This window comes from Pseudoalteromonas sp. TB64, assembly GCF_000498095.1.
GTDB lineage: Bacteria > Pseudomonadota > Gammaproteobacteria > Enterobacterales > Alteromonadaceae > Pseudoalteromonas.
The window spans coordinates 1-19,252 of record NZ_AUTQ01000063.1 but is presented as its reverse complement, the minus strand read 5'-3'; the positions used below and the strand labels follow the sequence as shown (position 1 = coordinate 19,252).

Below are 19,252 nucleotides of genomic sequence, written 5' to 3'. Positions count from 1 at the left end.
TTGTAAGTAGGTAGATCTACTTATAGACGAGGTACTAGCTTAATTGCACCTTCAACCACTTTCATATCAAGTGGAAGTTTACTAAGTAGCATCATTTTAGGGTCATCCATATTTAATGTATAAACAGGGTTAACCGCTAAAAAAGCATTAATAACATCCATTGCTTGGCTATCAAGTGCACCTAAATTACCTTTAAAACCACCGGCATCAACACTCGAATCAAGTAACTTAATATTACGTAAAAATACCGCTTTTTTCTCACTGTCGTAAAATGGGCTGCCTTCAATTTGTAGCTTTAAACGCACTGGGTATTTAAGTGCGAATGCATTAATTTCAGCGCTTGAATCGGCACCAAGCACAACAACATCGCGGTTATCAGGTCCAATATTTACACTTAAGTCGTTTACATCAAACTGAACCGGTAAACCCATTAAGCTTACTTTTTCACTTAACTTTGGTAATTGCTTACCCAGTACAGACTCAACCTCAGAGTTAGTAAATGAATATACTGATATGCCTTGCGTGGTATTACAGGCAGTTAAAAATAACGCTGCAATAATAACTAAAATTCTCATGAGAACCCTTTTGTTTATAAATTAGTGGTACATAAAAAAGCCGCTATTAAAGCGGCTTATTAAAATAGTAACCAGCATATATTACGCTGGTTTTAGTGCATTAAGCTGCAAGTGTCGCTTTAAGTCGCGTTAGTGTGTCAGGTTCAACTGAACCAGCACTGAGCGCTAATAACTGTTTTAAATAATAGTTTAAATCAGCATGTTCGCCACGATGTTTGTCATCTAACATGGCTACTTGTTCTGCCATTCTAAGTGACTTATCAGTTGAACTTACGTTCGCTAATATTTCCATACGCGTAATAAGTTGATCTGTATTTAATGCTGTTTTAAGCGGTGCTTGATACTGACTTGGTAACGCTTCATTGTTTTCAAGTGCTGTAATTAACGCATCTAGATTAGCTTGCTCTGATTTGCTTGTAAGCAATGCAAGTTTATCGTCAATAGCTGCTAGTAGCTTAGTTACTTTTGGCGCTAACGATCTAAATTGCGAGTACCCTTTCACTTTTGTTTCTAGGTCGTGCAACTGTGCTCTTTGATTTACATCGCTAAGTGCTGCTTCAAGCTCAGCAAGCTCTGCAACGGCTTGTTTATCTGACTCGTTTTGGTCAAGTTTTTGCTGCTCAAACTCACTACTACGTTTAGTAAATGTTTCATCGTTAAATTGACGAAATTTTTGCCATAACGCATTTTCAGCTTTTAAACCTGCAAAACCAATTGTTTGCCATTGCTGCTGCATTTGCTTCAACTCTTGGCACGCAGCGGCTAAATCATCGCTTTGTGATAATTGCTGCGCTTTTTCTACTAGCTCATTTTTAAGCGCAGCATTACTTTTATGAAATGCGTTTAATAAAGCCAGTACTTGTTGTTGCTCGCTTTTATAACGATCGTTTAGTGTACGGTATGTTTTAGGGTCAACTTTACCTACACTGCGCCACGCTTTGTTTAAACGATTGTATTGGCTTTCATATTGCTTCCAATCAAAGTCATCCTCAGCCGTAGGCTGTAAATGAAGCGCGTGCATGTCGTTAATAATACTTTCGCGTTGTGCTTTTGACGCTTCGCGTTGTACTTCTTGCTCTGCAAAGTAACTACGACAAGGTGCAAATAACAGCTCGATTTTTTCATCAAACTGTACGCCTTGTTGCTTTTCTTCATCTGTATCTAAGCGACCTAACTCATTCCAACGTTTGCGTAGCACTTTTACTTGCTCTGCACGTTGTTGTGGGTCAGTACACTCTTCACTTACTAATGCGCTTACTTCTTCTAATAAAGCTTCACGCTTTGGTGCTGCAGCGTATTTTTGCCAATCTTTAGCATCTGCAAGTTGCGCTTCAAGTTCCGCTTTTATGTTTACAAGCGGCTGTTGATATTGCTCAGTAAGTGTATTAAATAACTCTTCAAACCCTTTAAACACGCCAAAGGCAACATTAAATCGACCTTCTTCAATTAGGCGTTTAACATCACGAGCTTTGCGTTTTGCTTGGCTTTGGTTTTTTTCAAGTGGCTTAACTAGCTCATTCATTGGTGCTAAAAATTGCTTTTTATACGCATTTAACTGTGTTTTAAAGGTACTTTGCAGTGCACCATCTAAAATATTTAAATGATTACGTGCTGCTTTAAAACCATTATTAAACTCAGTTAAAATAGCATCGTATTGCGTTAAATCTTCTGCTGGTTTAATTTCGCATAATGATGCAAAAGCGAGCTTATATTCTTTAATCGCAGTTGTTAACTCAGGTAACTTAGCAACTTGAGTAAATAACTTTTCTAACTTGCTTACAGCAAGTTTAGATTGTGCATTATTAGCAAGTTCTGTTTCGCTAATAGCTTGCTTAGCTTGTGCTACTTTTGCATCAAGCCAATCTTGTTGAATTTGCTCTGGTGTTTCAAGACCTAGCTGTAATGCGTTTTCAATTTCTTCGCTTAAAGCTTCAACAGTTGCAAGTGCTAGCAATTGACGCTGTTGTAGCGCTAATTGTTGTTGCTCTTTGTCGTGTACAGCTTTTAACTGTTCTATGTGTGCATCTAGCTTAGTGGTAATCGAAGTGTATTTTTCATCAAGAAACTTAACACGTTCATCACTTAACCATTTAAGCTCAAGAGCTTGCCACTGGGCTATTAACTCGCCAGCTTGTGGATTTACAACACCAAAATCTGTTTTTTCACGTAAGGCATTTAACTTAGCTAAAATAACACGTGTTGCACCTTCCACTTCAAGTGGCATTTCAATTGCTAAACGCTCATTTTCAATATGCGTTTCAAGTGCTGCTTTTGCACCACCCTTTGCATGCTTTAATAATGGCTTAATTAATTGATGAGTAATAACAAGTTCAACTAATTGAGTTTGTAGCTCTTCGCTACCTTCTTTAAAGGCTTTTTCTACTAGTTTTGCATTTGCTAAACGCTTTAATAATTTAACGCGTACTTGCAGTTCTTTTTCTGCAAATGCTAACTTTTCGAGTGTTTTAACTGATGCAAAACGCTCAATATATTCATTTTTAATTTGCGGTGTTAATGAACTTTCACTATTTAAAACTGCATTAGATATTTGCAGATCTGCTATATCTTTTAATGCTTGATCTTGTTTATACGCTTTCCACCAAAGTGGTAAGTCATTTACTTTTTGCAGTGCTTTACGGCGTATTTCTGCTGAACTATCTTCTAGTGCTAATACATTTAAAATTGCTGCATCACGCTGTATATCTAGTTTTTCTATCGCATCAAGGCGTACTTGTTGCTTTGGGTGTTTCCACTTTGGTGTAAAAAGGTGCTTAAAGATCATGTTCACTAAACCTAGCTATTTCGTTGTCTGATTTAAATTCTTTTTGCAGTTGTGCTTTCGTTTTTTGAACCATTTCGCCATTTGTACCAATTGTAAATTGCTCATTTGATTGAGACACTTTTGCTTGATACAACATAACTAACTGCACTGTTTGTTGCTTTTGCTCATCTGATAAAACGGTGCCATCAGGCCACTTACCTGTAGAAGCACCGTATTGCAAACGCTCAAATAGTTCTGGTGTAATATTTTGTACGAGATTATCGATATTCATGTCATTTTTTCTTTTTTAGAGTCACTAAAACAATGCGGTTAATGAGGTACCAAATACATCCCACGCCAATAGCGGCAGTGTAAGCATACCACTGAAGTGTTTTTTCTTGCGGTTGTAAAAAATACAAACAGAAAAACCCACCTAAAAATAAGATAAGCGCTAAAAAGGAGTGGTTTATAAACATCTGCTTTTTTTTAATTCGCTGCTCGCGCTGAAGTTGTTGAACTTGCTCGTCGTTTAGCTCTGCAATGTTACTTTCGCAATGCGGACATTGCTTATGTTTATCTGAAATTGATTTTGCACATTTTGGGCAATGAATAATCGCCATACTTCTCTCCATACTACGCATAAAAAAAGCGCCTTTCGGCGCCTTTATTGTACTTGTTTTATTTCTCGTTGTCTTTTTTGAATTTAACCCAGTAGTCATCTACTGACTGCTTCATCTCTTTTCGCAGTAACATAATGCCCAGTAAGTTAGGCAATGTCATAACGACGATGGCAACAGCTGCCAATTTCCATACTAAAGTGGTATCGGCAAACGATGCCCAAAAGAATGCTGCAACGTAAAATACACGGTACGGCATTACTGAGCGATGCCCTAATAAGTAAATCATTGCACGGTCACCGTAATATGACCATGCTATTGCTGTTGAGAATGCAAATAGTAATAAGCCAATTGATACGATGTACTGACCGCTATCACCAAAGTAACCACGTTTGAATGCTTTAGTTGTAAGCTCCGCTGAATGCACTAAAGACTTACCCATTAAGCTAATGCTATCGTCGGTTGGCATACCATCTTTTACTTCAACAATACCCGTGTACTTGTGCTTTTCAGTTATGCCATAACGGACATCTTCTGCAATTGAACGTGAGTTGATAACAGTATAACCCGATGATGTTGCTACACCATTTACAACATCAATATTACCGTTAAATAATTCTATGCTACTGTTGTTACCGTTTAGGTAATTATAAAGCTGCGAACGTTGTTCTTCATTTGTTTCAGAGTAATCCCCTTTAACAATACTCATTGAGGAACGCTCAAAGTGAGTTTCGAATTTTTCGTTCCACACTCCCGACGACAAAATAACTAAACCCGTAAGTGTACAAATAATTATAGTATCGATGAATGGTTCTAGTATAGATACTATACCTTCAGATACTGGTTCGTCGGCTTTAGCTGAAGCATGCGCAATTGGTGCAGAACCTTGACCAGCTTCGTTCGAAAACAAACCACGGTTTACACCTTTGTTAAACGCATAAGCAAACGAAGCACCTAAAAAGCCACCCGCAGCAGCTGAGCCAGTAAAAGCATCCATGAAAATAGAAGCAAATGATGGACCGATATTTTCTGCATTGTAAAAAATAACAGCAAGTGCGCCAATAATATAAATAGCAGCCATTAACGGTACTACGCGTGATGTAATAGCAGCAATACGTTTAATTCCACCTAGAATTACAAGTGCGAGTAGTACAGATAAAACAGCACCTGTTGCCATTGGCGCAAAGCCAAATGTAGCTTCCATACCTTGAGCAATATTATTTATTTGTGGCAAGCTGCCAGTACCAAATGAACTAATTACAGTAGCTACTGCGAACAAAACAGCCAACCATTTCATGTTAAGGCGCTTATCCATGTAATACATAGGACCGCCAGACATAGTACCGTCTTCCGTTTTTTCACGGTATTTGTGTGAAAGTGTTACTTCAACAAATTTAGTAGTCATACCAAAAAATGCTGTCATCCACATCCAAAATAGCGCAGCAGGACCACCAATTGAAATAGCCAATGCTACCCCACCAATATTACCTGTGCCAACCGTACCAGAGAGCGCAGTAGCTAGAGCTTGGAAATGTGTGGTGTCACCTTCTGTATCTTTTTTATCAAACTTGCCCGATACAACTTTACACGCATGCTTGAAATAACGAATTTGTGGAAACTTTAAATAAATGGTAAAAAATAAACCAACCCCTAATAACACGTAAGGAAACCAAACAGCCCCCCCTAACATGCCATCGAGGCTATCTAAAAACTGTCCGAATACATCCACGCTGAATTCCTCTTATTATTTTATTTGAAACTGTTGACTAAATATTGGCTTAAATTGCTTTAAACCATATTTTATTATGCTATTGCATATTTTTATTTTTTTGTAACTTTTATATTTTGTAAATAATGTAACAAAAAAGGGCAACATTTTAATGTTGCCCTTACCTTATACCAATTTATCTTAGTTTATCAACGACATTTACGATTGCCGCCAAAGTATCTTGACCAAATTGATACGAACGACGGTCTGACCAGCCATAATCTGGATCAGGTAAGTCATTATTATCTTTAAATGGCATCTCTACGGTGTAAGTTAATGCATTAAACTCTTCAGCCGTTGCTGACGAGCCTACCGTTAGGTTAGCTTGACCAGGCTCATCTTTAGGATAGCCATGCTCATCTTGAAATTCTGGCGTAACAGTTAAAAGTGCTGCTTTAAAGCTATCTTCAAGGCTTTTAAGACGCGCATCGTAACTTGGAATACCTTCACTACCTGCAACAAAGTTATACGGAATAGCTTCGTCACCATGAATATCTAGGTGCATGTCTAAACCAACTTCGCGCATTTTATTAAGCACTAAGTAAACTTCTGGGCTGTTTTCCATGCTTGGTGTTTGCCATTCACGGTTTAAATTAACCCCTTTAGCATTGGTACGTAAGTGCCCGCGTGCACTGCCATCTGGGTTCATGTTTGGCACAACATAAAATACTGCTTTTGATAAAAGTGCCGCAGCATGAGGGTCTTCGTCATCTAATAGTTTGTGAAGTAGCCCTTCTACATACCATTCTGCCATTGTTTCGCCTGGGTGCTGACGTGCTGTGATCCAAATGATTTTTTTATCTTCGCTTGGCTCGCCAATTTTTAGCACACTCATATCGCGACCATCGAGTGTTTCACCGAGAGTTTCTAATTTGCAAGCACCTTGGCTTTGCGCCCAAGATAATAAATCTAAATGACGGTCGTAGCTGTATGGTGCAAAGTAAGCAAAATAGACACTGCCGCACTCTGGCTCAATTTCAAAACTTAATGTGCCATTTTCATAACTTGACGGTACGCGAAACCATGTTTGACGATCGTATGATGCAACTGCTTGATACCCTTCCCAACCATCTGGGTAAGCTGATTTTTCAAGCTCGTTAATATTTAACTTGTGCAATAGGTAAGGCGTTGTTTCAAGACGAAAGTGAAACCACTGATAAAATTCAGACTCGTAATCTTTATTAATTTCTAATTGGATATTTAAAGGGTCTGTGGCTTCAATAACTTTGATATTACCACTGTCAAAATTGCTGCTGATTTTCATGAAAAAAACCTTAAGTTAAATAAGTTTATCTGCCTTTTACTTTGCAGAACTAACACTACTGGCATTAAATACAAGTAGTAAAATACTGGAATATTTTAAAACACAATATTGCCAACATTTGAATGATTAAAGCCTATCACAAGGCATAAGCTTTAAAAATAATACAAGACCAAAAAAGCCAGCAAAATGCTGGCTTATAATTCACTACAAATGAATTAACGAGGTAAACTTGGGAATGACACTTCGGCCATATCGCGCATACAACGAACTACTTGGCAACTGTAACCAAACTCATTGTCGTACCATACGTATAAAACAATGCGGTTATCTTCCACAATAGTGGCTTGCGAATCAACAACACCAGCATATCGGCTACCTACTAAATCGGTAGATACAATTTCCGTTGATGCAGTGTAGTCAATTTGGTCACGTAACTCTGAATGAAGTGCTGTGTGACGTAAAAATGCGTTTAGCTCTTCAACAGACGTACTTTTAGCTAAATTAAGATTTAAAATAGCTAGCGATACATTAGGTGTAGGTACGCGGATTGCATTGCCTGTTAATTTGCCTTCAAGCTCTGGTAATGCTTTTGAAACTGCTTTTGCAGCACCTGTTTCAGTAATTACCATGTTAAGCGCAGCAGCACGCCCACGTCGCTCTGCTTTGTGGTAATTATCAATAAGGTTTTGATCGTTTGTATACGAATGGACAGTTTCAACATGACCGTTATTAATACCAAACTTATCGTTTAATGCTTTAAGCGTTGGTGTAATTGCATTAGTTGTACAACTTGCTGCACAAACAATCTTATCTTCAGGTAAAATATCTTTGTTATTAACACCATATACGATGTTTTTGATATTACCTTTTGCAGGCGCTGTTAATAATACTTTTGCAGCACCTTTGCATTCTAAATGCTGACCAAGACCTGCTTCGTCTTTCCAAATACCGGTGTTATCAACAATAAGTGCATTGTCGATACCATAAGCGGTGTAATCTATTTCGCTAGGAGAGTTAGCGTAAATGACTTGAATGTAACTGCCATTAGCTTTAATTGCGTTACGTTCTTTATCAATCGTAATCGAACCATTAAATGGTCCGTGAATAGAGTCACGGCGTAATAAGCTTGCACGCTTTTCAAGATCACCATCTTTACCGCCACGAACAACAATAGCGCGTAAACGTAAATCTGAATATGGACCAGATTTTTCAATTAATAGGCGTGCTAATAAACGCCCTATTCGACCAAAACCATACAACACAACATCGCGTGGCTCTTTAGCTGGTAAATCAGCTATTTCTGCAAGTTCGTCTTTAACAAACTCTTCAACTGAGCGACCTTTTGCAGCTTCAGTAAATAAATAGCTATACGCAAGTTTACCTATATCAATACGTGCAGAGTTTAAATCCATTTTACTGATTGCTTCTAAAAACGGGAAGCTTTCACGTAAACGTAATTTAGTGCCTTCAAACTGAGCAACTGTTTTATGTGATTTGATAATATCGATAGTACTGGCATTTACGAGAGGACGGCCGTACACAGCGATTTCAATACCACGATTACGGTAAAGCTTACCAATAATTGGTTGCATGCTTTCGGCGTAATCTTGGCGCTCTTGCCAACTATTTGTATATTCTAACTCGTGAGATGAGGTCATTTTATTTACCTAAGTTAAACATTTTGAACGGATAGCCCAAATGGGCACAGCCATTCTAATTTAATCTGAAGTTATTCTCTACTGTTAGGAGTTAAATGATTGCGCTAGAATAACAAGGTAAATATTCATTTGGGGTTAAGGGATGCAGCTAAAAGCAAGTATTTTACTAGGATTACTGGTGTTGACTGGGTGTGAAGATCAGTTGACACTCTCAAAAGTATGTAAAGAAACACCCGGGTTCTGCGCCGACTTAAATAAAGATAGCCACTGTAAAGAGCCTCGAGCAGAGGTAATTATGAAGCGCTACACTGAATATAAAGCCCCTACAGATGAAAATAAATATCAGTTGCTCAAAGGGTTTGAAACATATAATCAATGTATTACGCTTGCTGCAAAAATTGAGCACATAAAATTAAAGGCAAAAACAACGTCACGTATTGAAGGTCAATTTACTAGCATCAAAGAAATGGCGCGCCTCTACCAAGACACTCGAAATACCAATCACCCAGGTCTGCTTTATTATCAGTGGTCGCGTAATAACAACCAAAACGCACTTACTAAACTTCTCTCTCTTGAAAATGATGAAAGCGTAACGCAAAGTGCTGAAATGCAGTTTTTTTTAGCATCTTACTATATTAAGTTCGACGATGAAAAAACCATTGATTTACTCTATAAAACGTTAGAATTGAATAAAGAAGGGAGCACACCAAATCCAGAAGTTCTTACATCCTTAATTAGTCTGTTTTACAAACATGATAAGTTTAAACATGCTTATATTTTTTCTAAAGTAGCCCAAATGTCTGGCATAGAAAATATCGATTTGTTGCCAATTGAACATCAACTAGTAAGTATCGGTAAAAGTATTGATAGCCTAGATACACTGGCACAACAAACATACGAACAGATACAAACTGGTGAGTTTGTATCACCAAGAGAGTTTTAAAACAGTTTTCTAACGATACAACTAAATAACTCCGCTAGAGCGGAGTTATTTTAGACAATAAAAAAGGCAGCTTTCGCTGCCTTTTTTTATTTTGCTTTGCTTGTACCCACTTCTACACGGGTTTTAAGCTTTTGACCTGGTCGAAAAGTCACCACGCGGCGTGCCGAAATAGGTATATCTTCACCTGTTTTCGGGTTACGGCCTGGTCTTTCTTTTTTATCTCGAAGATCAAAGTTACCAAATCCAGAGAGCTTAACCTGCTCGCCTTTTTCTAGCGCTGAGCGGATTTCTTCAAAAAACGCTTCAACTAAATCTTTGGCATCTTTTTTATTGATCCCGAGCTTTTCAAATAGGTGTTCAGCTATGTCGGCTTTAGTAAGCGCCATATCTAGTCCCTCAACGATGCATTAAACTGTTCGGCCAATTCGGCCACCACGTTATCAACTACTAGATTGATATCTTTCTCTTCGAGTGTTCTATCAACCGCTTGCAGTGTTAGAGCAATCGCCAAACTCTTATAATTTGGCTCAATACCTTTGCCCTTATACACATCGAATAAGTTTAGGTCAACCAATTGATTTCCGCCAACTTTTTCGATCACGCTTAAAATGTCACCAGATTTAACGCTGTCCGCCACTAGAATCGCGATGTCGCGGCGATTTGAAGGGAATTTTGACACCCCTTCTGCTTGCGGTAAATTTCTTTTTTCTATTGCTGACATTTCAATTTCAAAAACAAAAGTTGCGTTGTTGATATCTAACGACTTTTGAGCTTGTGGATGTAAAGCACCAAAAAAACCAACCTTTTTGCCATCAACATATATTACTGCTGATTGACCTGGGTGAAGTCCATCTGACTGCTCTGCTTTAATTTCAAAACGAGTAACGTCGTTAGTGATTGCAAGTAAGGCTTCAACATCACCTTTTAGGTCGTAAAAATCAACATTACGTTTTTCTTCAACCCAATGCTCACCATTTACAAGACCAGTAATAACACCACCAATAACCGGTACTTGGTAAACACCGTTTTCTGCACTTTCGTCGCTTATAAATTTAAGACCATGTTCGAATAAACGAATACGAGGTTGTTGACGGTTTTGGTTATACGCTACAGATGCTAATAAACCCGGCATTAAACTTACGCGCATTGCCGACATTTCAATTGAAATAGGATGCGGTAATACCATTGCTTTACACTCTGGGTGTAAAATAGCTTGTGCTTTAGGGTCTACGAAACTGTATGTAATAGCTTCTTGGTATCCACGAGTAACCAACGTATTACGAAACTTACTAAGCGCAATAGTTGCTTCGTTATGTGTCGTCATTTTAAGTTTTGCAGTTGGTGCAACATTTGGAATGCTGTTGTAACCGTAAACACGTGCTACTTCTTCAATTAAATCTTCTTCGATGCGAATATCAAAACGGTAGCTTGGTACGTCCGCACTCCAGCTTTCATTTTCTACTTTAACATCAAGACCTAAACGCGTAAGAATATCTGTTACTTTAGCGTCTTCTATATGATGACCAATAACGCGGTCTAAACGTGCACGGCGAAGACGTACTTCAGTTACTTTTGGTAGTTTATCAGCCGCTACAGCTTCAACAACTGGACCTGCTTGACCACCTACAATTTCAAGAAGTAGCGCTGTTGCACGTTCCATTGCATCATGTTGTAGAGCAAAATCAACACCGCGTTCATAACGGTGTGAAGCATCAGTGTGTAAACCGTAGCTACGTGCTTGCCCTGCGATTGCAACAGGATTAAAAAATGCGCTTTCGAGTAATATGTCAGACGTTTTATCTGTAACACCTGATTGTTCACCACCAAAAACACCCGCAATTGCAAGTGCCTTGTTATGATCGGCTATCACAAGTGTTGTGTCGTTTAATTTAGCTGTATTACCGTCTAGTAAAACAAGCTCTTCACCGGCGTCTGCACTACGTACTTTAATACCACCTTCAATCGCATTTAAATCAAATGCATGCATAGGGTGACCAAGTTCAAGTAATACATAGTTAGTAACATCAACTACTGGGTCGATCGAACGTACGCCACTACGGCGTAGCTTTTCAACCATCCAAAGAGGTGTTTCTGCGTCAAGGTTAATGCCTTTTATCACACGACCAAGATAACGAGGACATGCATCTTCATTCACTAATTCAATTGATACTTGATCGTCAATTGTTGGTGTAACAGCTGGAATATCTAATACATTTACGTCAATACTATTTAAAACGCCTACTTCACGTGCTAGACCTTTAATACCTAAACAGTCGCCACGGTTTGGCGTTAAATCAACATCAATAATATTATCATCAAGCCCTAAGTAATCACGTAAATCAGTGCCTACTGGCGCATCACTTGGCAATTCCATAATGCCGTCGCCTTCTTCGCTAATACCTAGCTCAACAAAAGCACATAGCATTCCGTTTGAAGGTTGACCGCGTAGTTTGGCTTTTTTAATTTTAAAGTCACCAGGAAGCACAGCGCCCACAGTTGCAACGGCAACTTTAATACCTAAGCGACAATTTGGTGCACCACACACGATATCAAGTAGCTCATCGCCACCGACGTTAATTTTGGTAACACGCAGTTTATCTGCATCAGGGTGTTGCCCACATTCAACAACTTCACCAACAACTACGCCATTAAATTTGGCAGCAGCAGGCTCAACGCCATCAACTTCTAGACCAGCCATTGAAAGCTGTTCCGAAAGAGCTTGCGTATCAATAGCAGGATTAACCCACTCTCTTAACCACTTTTCACTAAATTTCATTTTATTGTTTCACTCTTAACGGAACTGGTTCAGGAATTTTAAGTCATTTTCGAAAAATGCACGTAAATCGTTTACGCCATAGCGCAACATAGTTAAACGCTCTACACCCATACCAAAAGCAAAGCCGGTGTATTTTTCAGGGTCGATACCCACAGACTTAAGTACATTTGGATGTACCATGCCGCAGCCTAGTACTTCTAACCACTTACCGTCTTTACCCATAACATCTACTTCAGCTGAAGGTTCTGTAAATGGGAAGAATGAAGGACGAAAACGAATTTCCATATCTTCTTCAAAAAAGTTACGTAAAAAATCATGCAAAATACCTTTTAGCTCAGTAAAGCTAACATCGGTATCAACCATTAAACCCTCTACCTGATGGAACATAGGAGTATGCGTTTGGTCGTAATCATTACGGTATACACGTCCAGGTGAAATAATACGCAGTGGTGGCTGCTCTGTTTCCATAGTACGAATTTGTACGCCACTTGTTTGTGTGCGCAGTACTAATTTAGGATTGAAATAAAAGGTATCGTGATCAGCACGTGCTGGATGATGCTCAGGAATATTTAGTGCATCAAAGTTATGAAAATCGTCTTCAATTTCTGGGCCTGATTTAACTTCAAAACCTAACTCACCAAAAAAGCTTTCTATACGTTCGATAGTGCGCGTAACTGGGTGTAAACCGCCAGCTGGCATAACGCGCCCTGGTAGAGTTACATCTATAGTTTCAGCAGCTAGCTTTTCTTCAAGTGCTTTGCTTGCTAACAACTCACGCTTTTCATTTATAGATGCTTGCACATCTTGCTTGGCTTGGTTTATAACTTGGCCTGCTTCTTTACGTTCTTCAGGTGCTATTTTACCTAACGTTTTAAGTAAGCTGGTGATTTCGCCTTTTTTACCAAGATAATTAACCCTGATTTCTTCTAACTGCGCGATTTCACTGGCACTGGCTACCGCCTCAAGTGCTTGCGCTAATATGTTTTCTAAGTTCATTCGATACCTGATCTTTCACAGAAGGTGATTGCTTAAGAGCGTGTTGACCTTTCAAAATTGCTTTGACAGCAATTTAGTTGGCTTTTTGCAAGACTGAGCACGTGTATTGTAGTTCCCTACAGAAATAGTGCGATGCGTTACATAAAAGCCAAACTAGTGCTGTCTAAACGGTTCTACTTAGGGGCGTTTTTTCTTTGTTGCTTGAGTTTTACATAAAACGACTATGCTATTGCCCTCACGACGCAATTAAAACGCTCCTAAGTTAAACAAATACCAATCAGGAAAGGTAAACACGCTCTGGTAATAGCTTATGATAACTGAAAGCAGGGTCTAGATTCTAGACCTACTACAGCTTTAACGTTGATTTTATAAAAGGAATTGTTAATTTTCGCTGTGCAGCCATCGATGCATGATCTAATTTATCAAGTACATCTAATAAAGCACGCATATCACGACTTAAACGCGTTAATAAAAAGCGCGCACATTCATCACTTAATTCAAGACCACGCATATGAGCACGCTTCACAAGTGCTTGTGCTTTATCGTCATCACTCATAGAGCGAATTTGGAATGTTGTTCCCCACGTTAAACGAGACTCTAAATCTGGCAAAGTGATATTAAGCATACTAGGGAGTAAATCAGCCGTTACAACCAACATTTTACCGGGTTCGTTGAACCGATTGAAAAAGTTGAATAATGCTTTTTCCCATGCGTCATTTCCAGCTACAAGGTGCACGTCATCAATGCATAAAACATCGAGTGCTTCTAAGCCATCTAGAACCATAGGCCCAAAATCAACAACTTCGCGCATAGAAAGTAGCATATTAGACAATCCACACTCTTGTGCTTTAATGCAAGTTGCATACAAAAGGTGAGATTTACCTGAATCGCCTAATCCACATAAATAAGTGTATTGAAACGTTTTTGCTAACTTCGAAAAACTATCTTTTAAATGGTTAACTTCTAACGAATTTTCTCCACCAAAATACGATGCAAACGTTTCGTCATCCGGTAACGTAACTGGTAATGCCATTTGCATCGGCTCAGGGGTTAACACTATTGTTTAACCCACTGGTACTCAAGACTATTTTTATCAACCACATGATAAAAAGCACGAGGGTCTTCATAATCTTTAAATGAAGAGTCAAGCCCTAAACCTTTTTTAAGATCAGCGACATTACCAGTATGATTTATTTTAAATTCAACTAGCTCCGATGTTTTACGCACAATAGTTACTTGTGTAACCACGCTTAAACTTAGTAATCTTCTTTTTGCTAATTCAATATCAACAAAACTGTCTGTGCCTTTTAAAGTTAAGGTAGCCGCCGCTTGCTCATAATAAGCATTAGGATCGATAGCATACTCACTGGCTAAACCCTGCGCTAAAGTATCAATCATTTGACTAACAATTTGTTGCTTATCACCCGTTAATCTATTTGAATCAAACTGATCATCGTTAGTAAAACGCCAATCTAAAATCCAATTTTCACTATCTGGTTCTTTGTACATTCTAGCCGTAATACTTCGCTCAGCACTATAGCGTTTAGAGGCTTCTTCTACTGGTTCTGAAAAATTACCCCATACTTCAGGAATACCAACTAAGCGTCTATCTTGTAAATCAAGCAAAGGTACAACCACGGGTAATCCACGACGTCCTGCTTTGTCATATATTAGCTGTTCTAACTGAGGATAGCTTTCTTGAGTAACTAATTCTCTACGCCAATTGTCTTCAATACCTAACCATATTGCGACTAATGGCCGTTGTACTCCCCATAGAGGTAAATTTAACTCTTTGATTAACGCATTGATCTTTCGAGCTTCAAATTTAACAACGAGTTTCAATTGTCCATTTGCTCTCTCATCATATTCAAACTTGAGCATATAATCAGAAATATCTTTAGTGCGTTGCTGTGCTAATTTATTTTGATCCGCAGTTTCATCACCGCTTACTTTCACTAAAACATTGAGCAAAGCTTTACGACTCGCAGCTAATCGAGTGTCACGTGTTTTGTCATCCACTTTTAAAATATCTTGATATAGATCAGTTACTTCAACTGCCGACGCAGAAAAACAAAATAAAATGGATATGGTGCTAATTAATAATCTATACACAGGCTATTAGTTCTTGGTTTTAAACTGATTTGATCCTAAATCAAAGACAGTAACAAAGCAAAATTAAATTTGTTATCTAAGGAAATGAAAGTAATTAGCTTTATAGAAAGTAAAAAAGATTAAATATGAATAAGATAGTTAAGTAAGTAGTACGCTATTCACCTACGTTTAACTTTATTACACTTTTCAAAAGGCGAACCTTTCGGGTTTAGTTTGATCATGAAGGTATTTAATGTAAGCACTTGATTATGTTATGGCATGGATTGTTCGTTATTCGCTCACATTTCACTTTTCTGCAGACGTAAAAAAGCCCGAATTATTAAATTCAGGCTTTCTACAATTTGAAGTCGGTGCGCCACGCAGTGGAATACCGTGTTGCCCACAGCGGTAGAAAGTCACATAGCAAAGGCGACAATATCATCGGAGCTGTTTGGTTTCACTACTGAGTTCGGCATAGGTGGCTATTTAGTAAATCCTAGACAGCAAAAAACCCGTCACATTGCTGTAACGGGTTTCTTTAATTTGAAGCCTGGTAATGTCCTACTTTCACATAGCAAATGCTACACTATCATCGGCGCTGTTTCGTTTCACTACTGAGTTCGGCATGGAATCAGGTGGGTCCAAAACGCTATTGTCACCAAGCAAATTTGGGCGTTAATTCGTATCGCTACGCACTAACTGAATTTGGAAAATATCTGATAATATTTTTTAAGTCTTTCTTAAGTAATATCTACTTTAGTCATATTAACTTCTTCGCTTGTTTCACTATCACATAAAACGCGTTTGGCGTTGTATGGTTAAGCCTCACGGGTAATTAGTACAAGTTAGCTTAATGGCTCACACCACTTCCACATCTTGCCTATCAACGTTGTAGTCTTCAACGGCCCTTCAGAGACTTTAAAAGTCTAGTGAGAACTCATCTCGAGGCCTGCTTCGCGCTTAGATGCTTTCAGCGCTTATCAGTTCCGAACGTAGCTACCGGGCAATGCCATTGGCATGACAACCCGAACACCAGCGGTTCGTTCACTCCGGTCCTCTCGTACTAGGAGCAACCCCTCTCAATTCTCAAACGCCCACGGCAGATAGGGACCGAACTGTCTCACGACGTTCTAAACCCAGCTCGCGTACCACTTTAAATGGCGAACAGCCATACCCTTGGGACCGACTTCAGCCCCAGGATGTGATGAGCCGACATCGAGGTGCCAAACACCGCCGTCGATATGAACTCTTGGGCGGTATCAGCCTGTTATCCCCGGAGTACCTTTTATCCGTTGAGCGATGGCCCTTCCATTCAGAACCACCGGATCACTATGACCTACTTTCGTACCTGCTCGACGTGTCTGTCTCGCAGTTAAGCTGGCTTCTACCATTACACTAACCGTACGATGTCCGACCGTACTTAGCCAACCTTCGTGCTCCTCCGTTACTCTTTAGGAGGAGACCGCCCCAGTCAAACTACCCACCAGGCACTGTCCGTAACCCCGATTCAGGGGCCAACGTTAGAACATCAAAACTACAAGGGTGGTATTTCAAGGTTGACTCCACAACAACTAGCGTCGCTGCTTCAAAGTCTCCCACCTATCCTACACATGTAGGTTCAATGTTCAGTGCCAAGCTGTAGTAAAGGTTCACGGGGTCTTTCCGTCTAGCCGCGGGTACACAGCATCTTCACTGCGATTTCAATTTCACTGAGTCTCGGGTGGAGACAGCGTGGCCATGGTTACACCATTCGTGCAGGTCGGAACTTACCCGACAAGGAATTTCGCTACCTTAGGACCGTTATAGTTACGGCCGCCGTTTACCGGGGCTTCGATCAAGAGCTTCTCCCTAAGGATAACCCCATCAATTAACCTTCCGGCACCGGGCAGGTGTCACACCGTATACGTCATCTTGCGATTTTGCACAGTGCTGTGTTTTTAATAAACAGTCCCAGCCACCTGGTCACTGCGGCTCCCGTCCGCTTAGAGAGCAAGTCTCGTCACAGATAGGAGCGTACCTTCTCCCGAAGTTACGGTACGATTTTGCCTAGTTCCTTCACCCGAGTTCTCTCAAGCGCCTTAGTATTCTCTACCTGACCACCTGTGTCGGTTTGGGGTACGATTCCATATAATCTGAAGCTTAGAGGCTTTTCCTGGAAGTATGGCATCAACAACTTCATCACCTTAGTGACTCGTCTCGTGTCTCAGTCTTAATAGCAACCCGGATTTACCTAAGTCACCAACCTACTCACTTTCACATAGACTACCAACGCTATGCTTGTTTAGCCTGCTCCGTCCCCCCATCGCAATTATATCGAGTACAGAAATATTAATCTGTTTCCCATCGACTACGCCTTTCGGCCTCGCCTTAGGGGTCGACTTACCCTACCCTGATTAACATGGGATAGGAACCCTTGGTCTTCCGGCGTGGGAGTTTTTCACTCCCATTATCGTTACTCATGTCAGCATTCGCACTTCTGATACCTCCAGCATACCTCCCGGTACACCTTCAACGGCTTACAGAACGCTCCCCTACCACTCATCCTAAGATGAATCCGCAGCTTCGGTGCATAGTTTAGCCCCGTTACATCTTCCGCGCAGACCGACTCGACCAGTGAGCTATTACGCTTTCTTTAAAGGATGGCTGCTTCTAAGCCAACCTCCTGGCTGTCTGGGCCTTTCCACATCGTTTCCCACTTAACTATGACTTTGGGACCTTAGCTGGCGGTCTGGGTTGTTTCCCTCTTCACGACGGACGTTAGCACCCGCCGTGTGTCTCCCGGATATTACTTTACGGTATTCGGAGTTTGCAAAGGGTTGGTAAGTCGGGATGACCCCCTAGCCTTAACAGTGCTCTACCCCCGTAAGTATTCGTCCGAGGCTCTACCTAAATAGATTTCGGGGAGAACCAGCTATCTCCCGGTTTGATTAGCCTTTCACTCCTAGCCACAGGTCATCCCCTAACTTTTCAACGTTAGTGGGTTCGGTCCTCCAGTTGATGTTACTCAACCTTCAACCTGCCCATGGCTAGATCACCGGGTTTCGGGTCTATACCTTGCAACTATTCGCCCAGTTAAGACTCGGTTTCCCTACGGCTACCCTATTCGGTTAACCTCGCTACAAAATATAAGTCGCTGACCCATTATACAAAAGGTACGCAGTCACCCAACAAGTGGGCTCCTACTGCTTGTACGTACACGGTTTCAGGTTCTATTTCACTCCCCTCACAGGGGTTCTTTTCGCCTTTCCCTCACGGTACTGGTTCACTATCGGTCAGTTGGGAGTATTTAGCCTTAGATGATGGTCCACCTATATTCAGTCAAAGTTTCACGTGCTCCGACCTACTCGATTTCACTTAAAATGTCTTTTCATGTACGGGACTATCACCCTGTATCGTGGCACTTTCCAGAGCCTTCCATTAACACATAATAAGCTTAAGGGCTGTTCCGATTTCGCTCGCCGCTACTTTCGGAATCTCGGTTGATTTCTTTTCCTACGGGTACTTAGATGTTTCAGTTCTCCGCGTTCGCTTCGTTAACCTATGTATTCAGTTAACGATACCTGCAAGCAGGTGGGTTTCCCCATTCGGAAATCCTAGTCTCAAGTGCTTTTTACTAGCTTGACTAGGCTTATCGCAAGTTAATACGTCCTTCATCGCCTCCAACTGCCAAGGCATCCACCGTGTACGCTTAGTCACTTAACCATACAACCCAAACGGGTCTTTGTTTTGTGACAGTTTAACTTCGCCAGAAGTCAATATTGAATACTAAAGTAGATACCAATCAATCAACTCATAAGAGTTAA

General features: G+C 40.2%; 13 protein-coding genes and 2 rRNA genes. 1 reads left to right on the top strand and 14 read right to left on the bottom strand.

What is annotated here, in order from left to right:
- Nucleotides 1-20: 20 nt before the first annotated feature.
- The 7 genes from L647_RS0102615 to L647_RS0102585 all read right to left on the bottom strand — a co-directional run bounded on the left by L647_RS0102615 (nt 21) and on the right by L647_RS0102585 (nt 8,643).
- Entirely contained in the window at nt 21-575 is a 555-nt protein-coding gene (locus tag L647_RS0102615; RefSeq protein WP_002960677.1) for a DUF1439 domain-containing protein, read from the bottom strand.
- A 100-nt stretch (nt 576-675) separates the two neighbouring features.
- Nucleotides 676-3,357: a DUF349 domain-containing protein gene (locus L647_RS0102610; RefSeq protein WP_024609815.1), complete on the bottom strand. Its 2,682-nt coding sequence runs from the start codon at nt 3,355-3,357 to the stop codon at nt 676-678.
- Nucleotides 3,347-3,628, bottom strand: coding sequence for a DUF1315 family protein (locus tag L647_RS0102605; RefSeq protein WP_024609814.1), 282 nt, complete (start codon nt 3,626-3,628; stop codon nt 3,347-3,349). Before L647_RS0102605 ends, L647_RS0102610 begins: the two co-directional genes overlap by 11 nt.
- A gap of 1 nt (nt 3,629) precedes the next feature.
- On the bottom strand, nt 3,630-3,956 hold the full coding sequence (locus L647_RS0102600; RefSeq protein WP_024609813.1) for a hypothetical protein: 327 nt from the start codon (nt 3,954-3,956) through the stop codon (nt 3,630-3,632).
- 58 nt (nt 3,957-4,014) lie between these two features.
- Nucleotides 4,015-5,643 carry an AGCS family amino acid carrier protein gene (locus L647_RS0102595; RefSeq protein WP_139015420.1) on the bottom strand — a complete coding sequence of 543 codons (1,629 nt, stop codon included), beginning with the start codon at nt 5,641-5,643 and terminating at the stop codon, nt 4,015-4,017.
- Nucleotides 5,644-5,857: 214 nt separating this feature from the next.
- Nucleotides 5,858-6,985 (bottom strand): M14-type cytosolic carboxypeptidase, encoded by a 1,128-nt coding sequence (locus L647_RS0102590; protein WP_024609811.1) that lies wholly within the window; start codon nt 6,983-6,985, stop codon nt 5,858-5,860.
- A 215-nt stretch (nt 6,986-7,200) separates the two neighbouring features.
- The gene (locus tag L647_RS0102585; protein WP_024609810.1) at nt 7,201-8,643 is read right to left on the bottom strand and encodes a glyceraldehyde-3-phosphate dehydrogenase; all 1,443 of its coding nucleotides are present in this window, start codon (nt 8,641-8,643) and stop codon (nt 7,201-7,203) included.
- A 142-nt stretch (nt 8,644-8,785) separates the two neighbouring features.
- Between L647_RS0102585 and L647_RS0102580 the strand changes: the two genes are divergently transcribed.
- Nucleotides 8,786-9,586: a DUF2989 domain-containing protein gene (locus L647_RS0102580; protein WP_024609809.1), complete on the top strand. Its 801-nt coding sequence runs from the start codon at nt 8,786-8,788 to the stop codon at nt 9,584-9,586.
- Nucleotides 9,587-9,672: 86 nt separating this feature from the next.
- Here the strand turns inward: L647_RS0102580 and ihfA are convergent, their stop codons facing one another.
- The 7 genes from ihfA to L647_RS0102545 form a co-directional block, all read right to left on the bottom strand.
- On the bottom strand, nt 9,673-9,972 hold the full coding sequence (ihfA, locus tag L647_RS0102575) for an integration host factor subunit alpha (protein ID WP_002960690.1): 300 nt from the start codon (nt 9,970-9,972) through the stop codon (nt 9,673-9,675).
- A 2-nt stretch (nt 9,973-9,974) separates the two neighbouring features.
- Nucleotides 9,975-12,362: a phenylalanine--tRNA ligase subunit beta gene (gene pheT / locus L647_RS0102570; protein ID WP_024609808.1), complete on the bottom strand. Its 2,388-nt coding sequence runs from the start codon at nt 12,360-12,362 to the stop codon at nt 9,975-9,977.
- 15 nt (nt 12,363-12,377) lie between these two features.
- Nucleotides 12,378-13,358: a phenylalanine--tRNA ligase subunit alpha gene (gene pheS, locus L647_RS0102565; RefSeq protein ID WP_033024224.1), complete on the bottom strand. Its 981-nt coding sequence runs from the start codon at nt 13,356-13,358 to the stop codon at nt 12,378-12,380.
- A gap of 346 nt (nt 13,359-13,704) precedes the next feature.
- Nucleotides 13,705-14,415, bottom strand: coding sequence for a DnaA regulatory inactivator Hda (gene hda, locus L647_RS0102560; protein WP_024609806.1), 711 nt, complete (start codon nt 14,413-14,415; stop codon nt 13,705-13,707).
- Nucleotides 14,415-15,470, bottom strand: a complete 1,056-nt coding sequence (locus L647_RS0102555; RefSeq protein WP_024609805.1) for a DUF2066 domain-containing protein — start codon at nt 15,468-15,470, stop codon at nt 14,415-14,417. Before L647_RS0102555 ends, hda begins: the two co-directional genes overlap by 1 nt.
- Nucleotides 15,471-15,997: 527 nt before the next feature.
- A 5S ribosomal RNA gene (rrf, locus tag L647_RS0102550) occupies nt 15,998-16,112 on the bottom strand.
- 151 nt (nt 16,113-16,263) lie between these two features.
- A 23S ribosomal RNA gene (locus L647_RS0102545) occupies nt 16,264-19,151 on the bottom strand.
- Between the last annotated feature and the right edge of the window lie 101 nt (nt 19,152-19,252).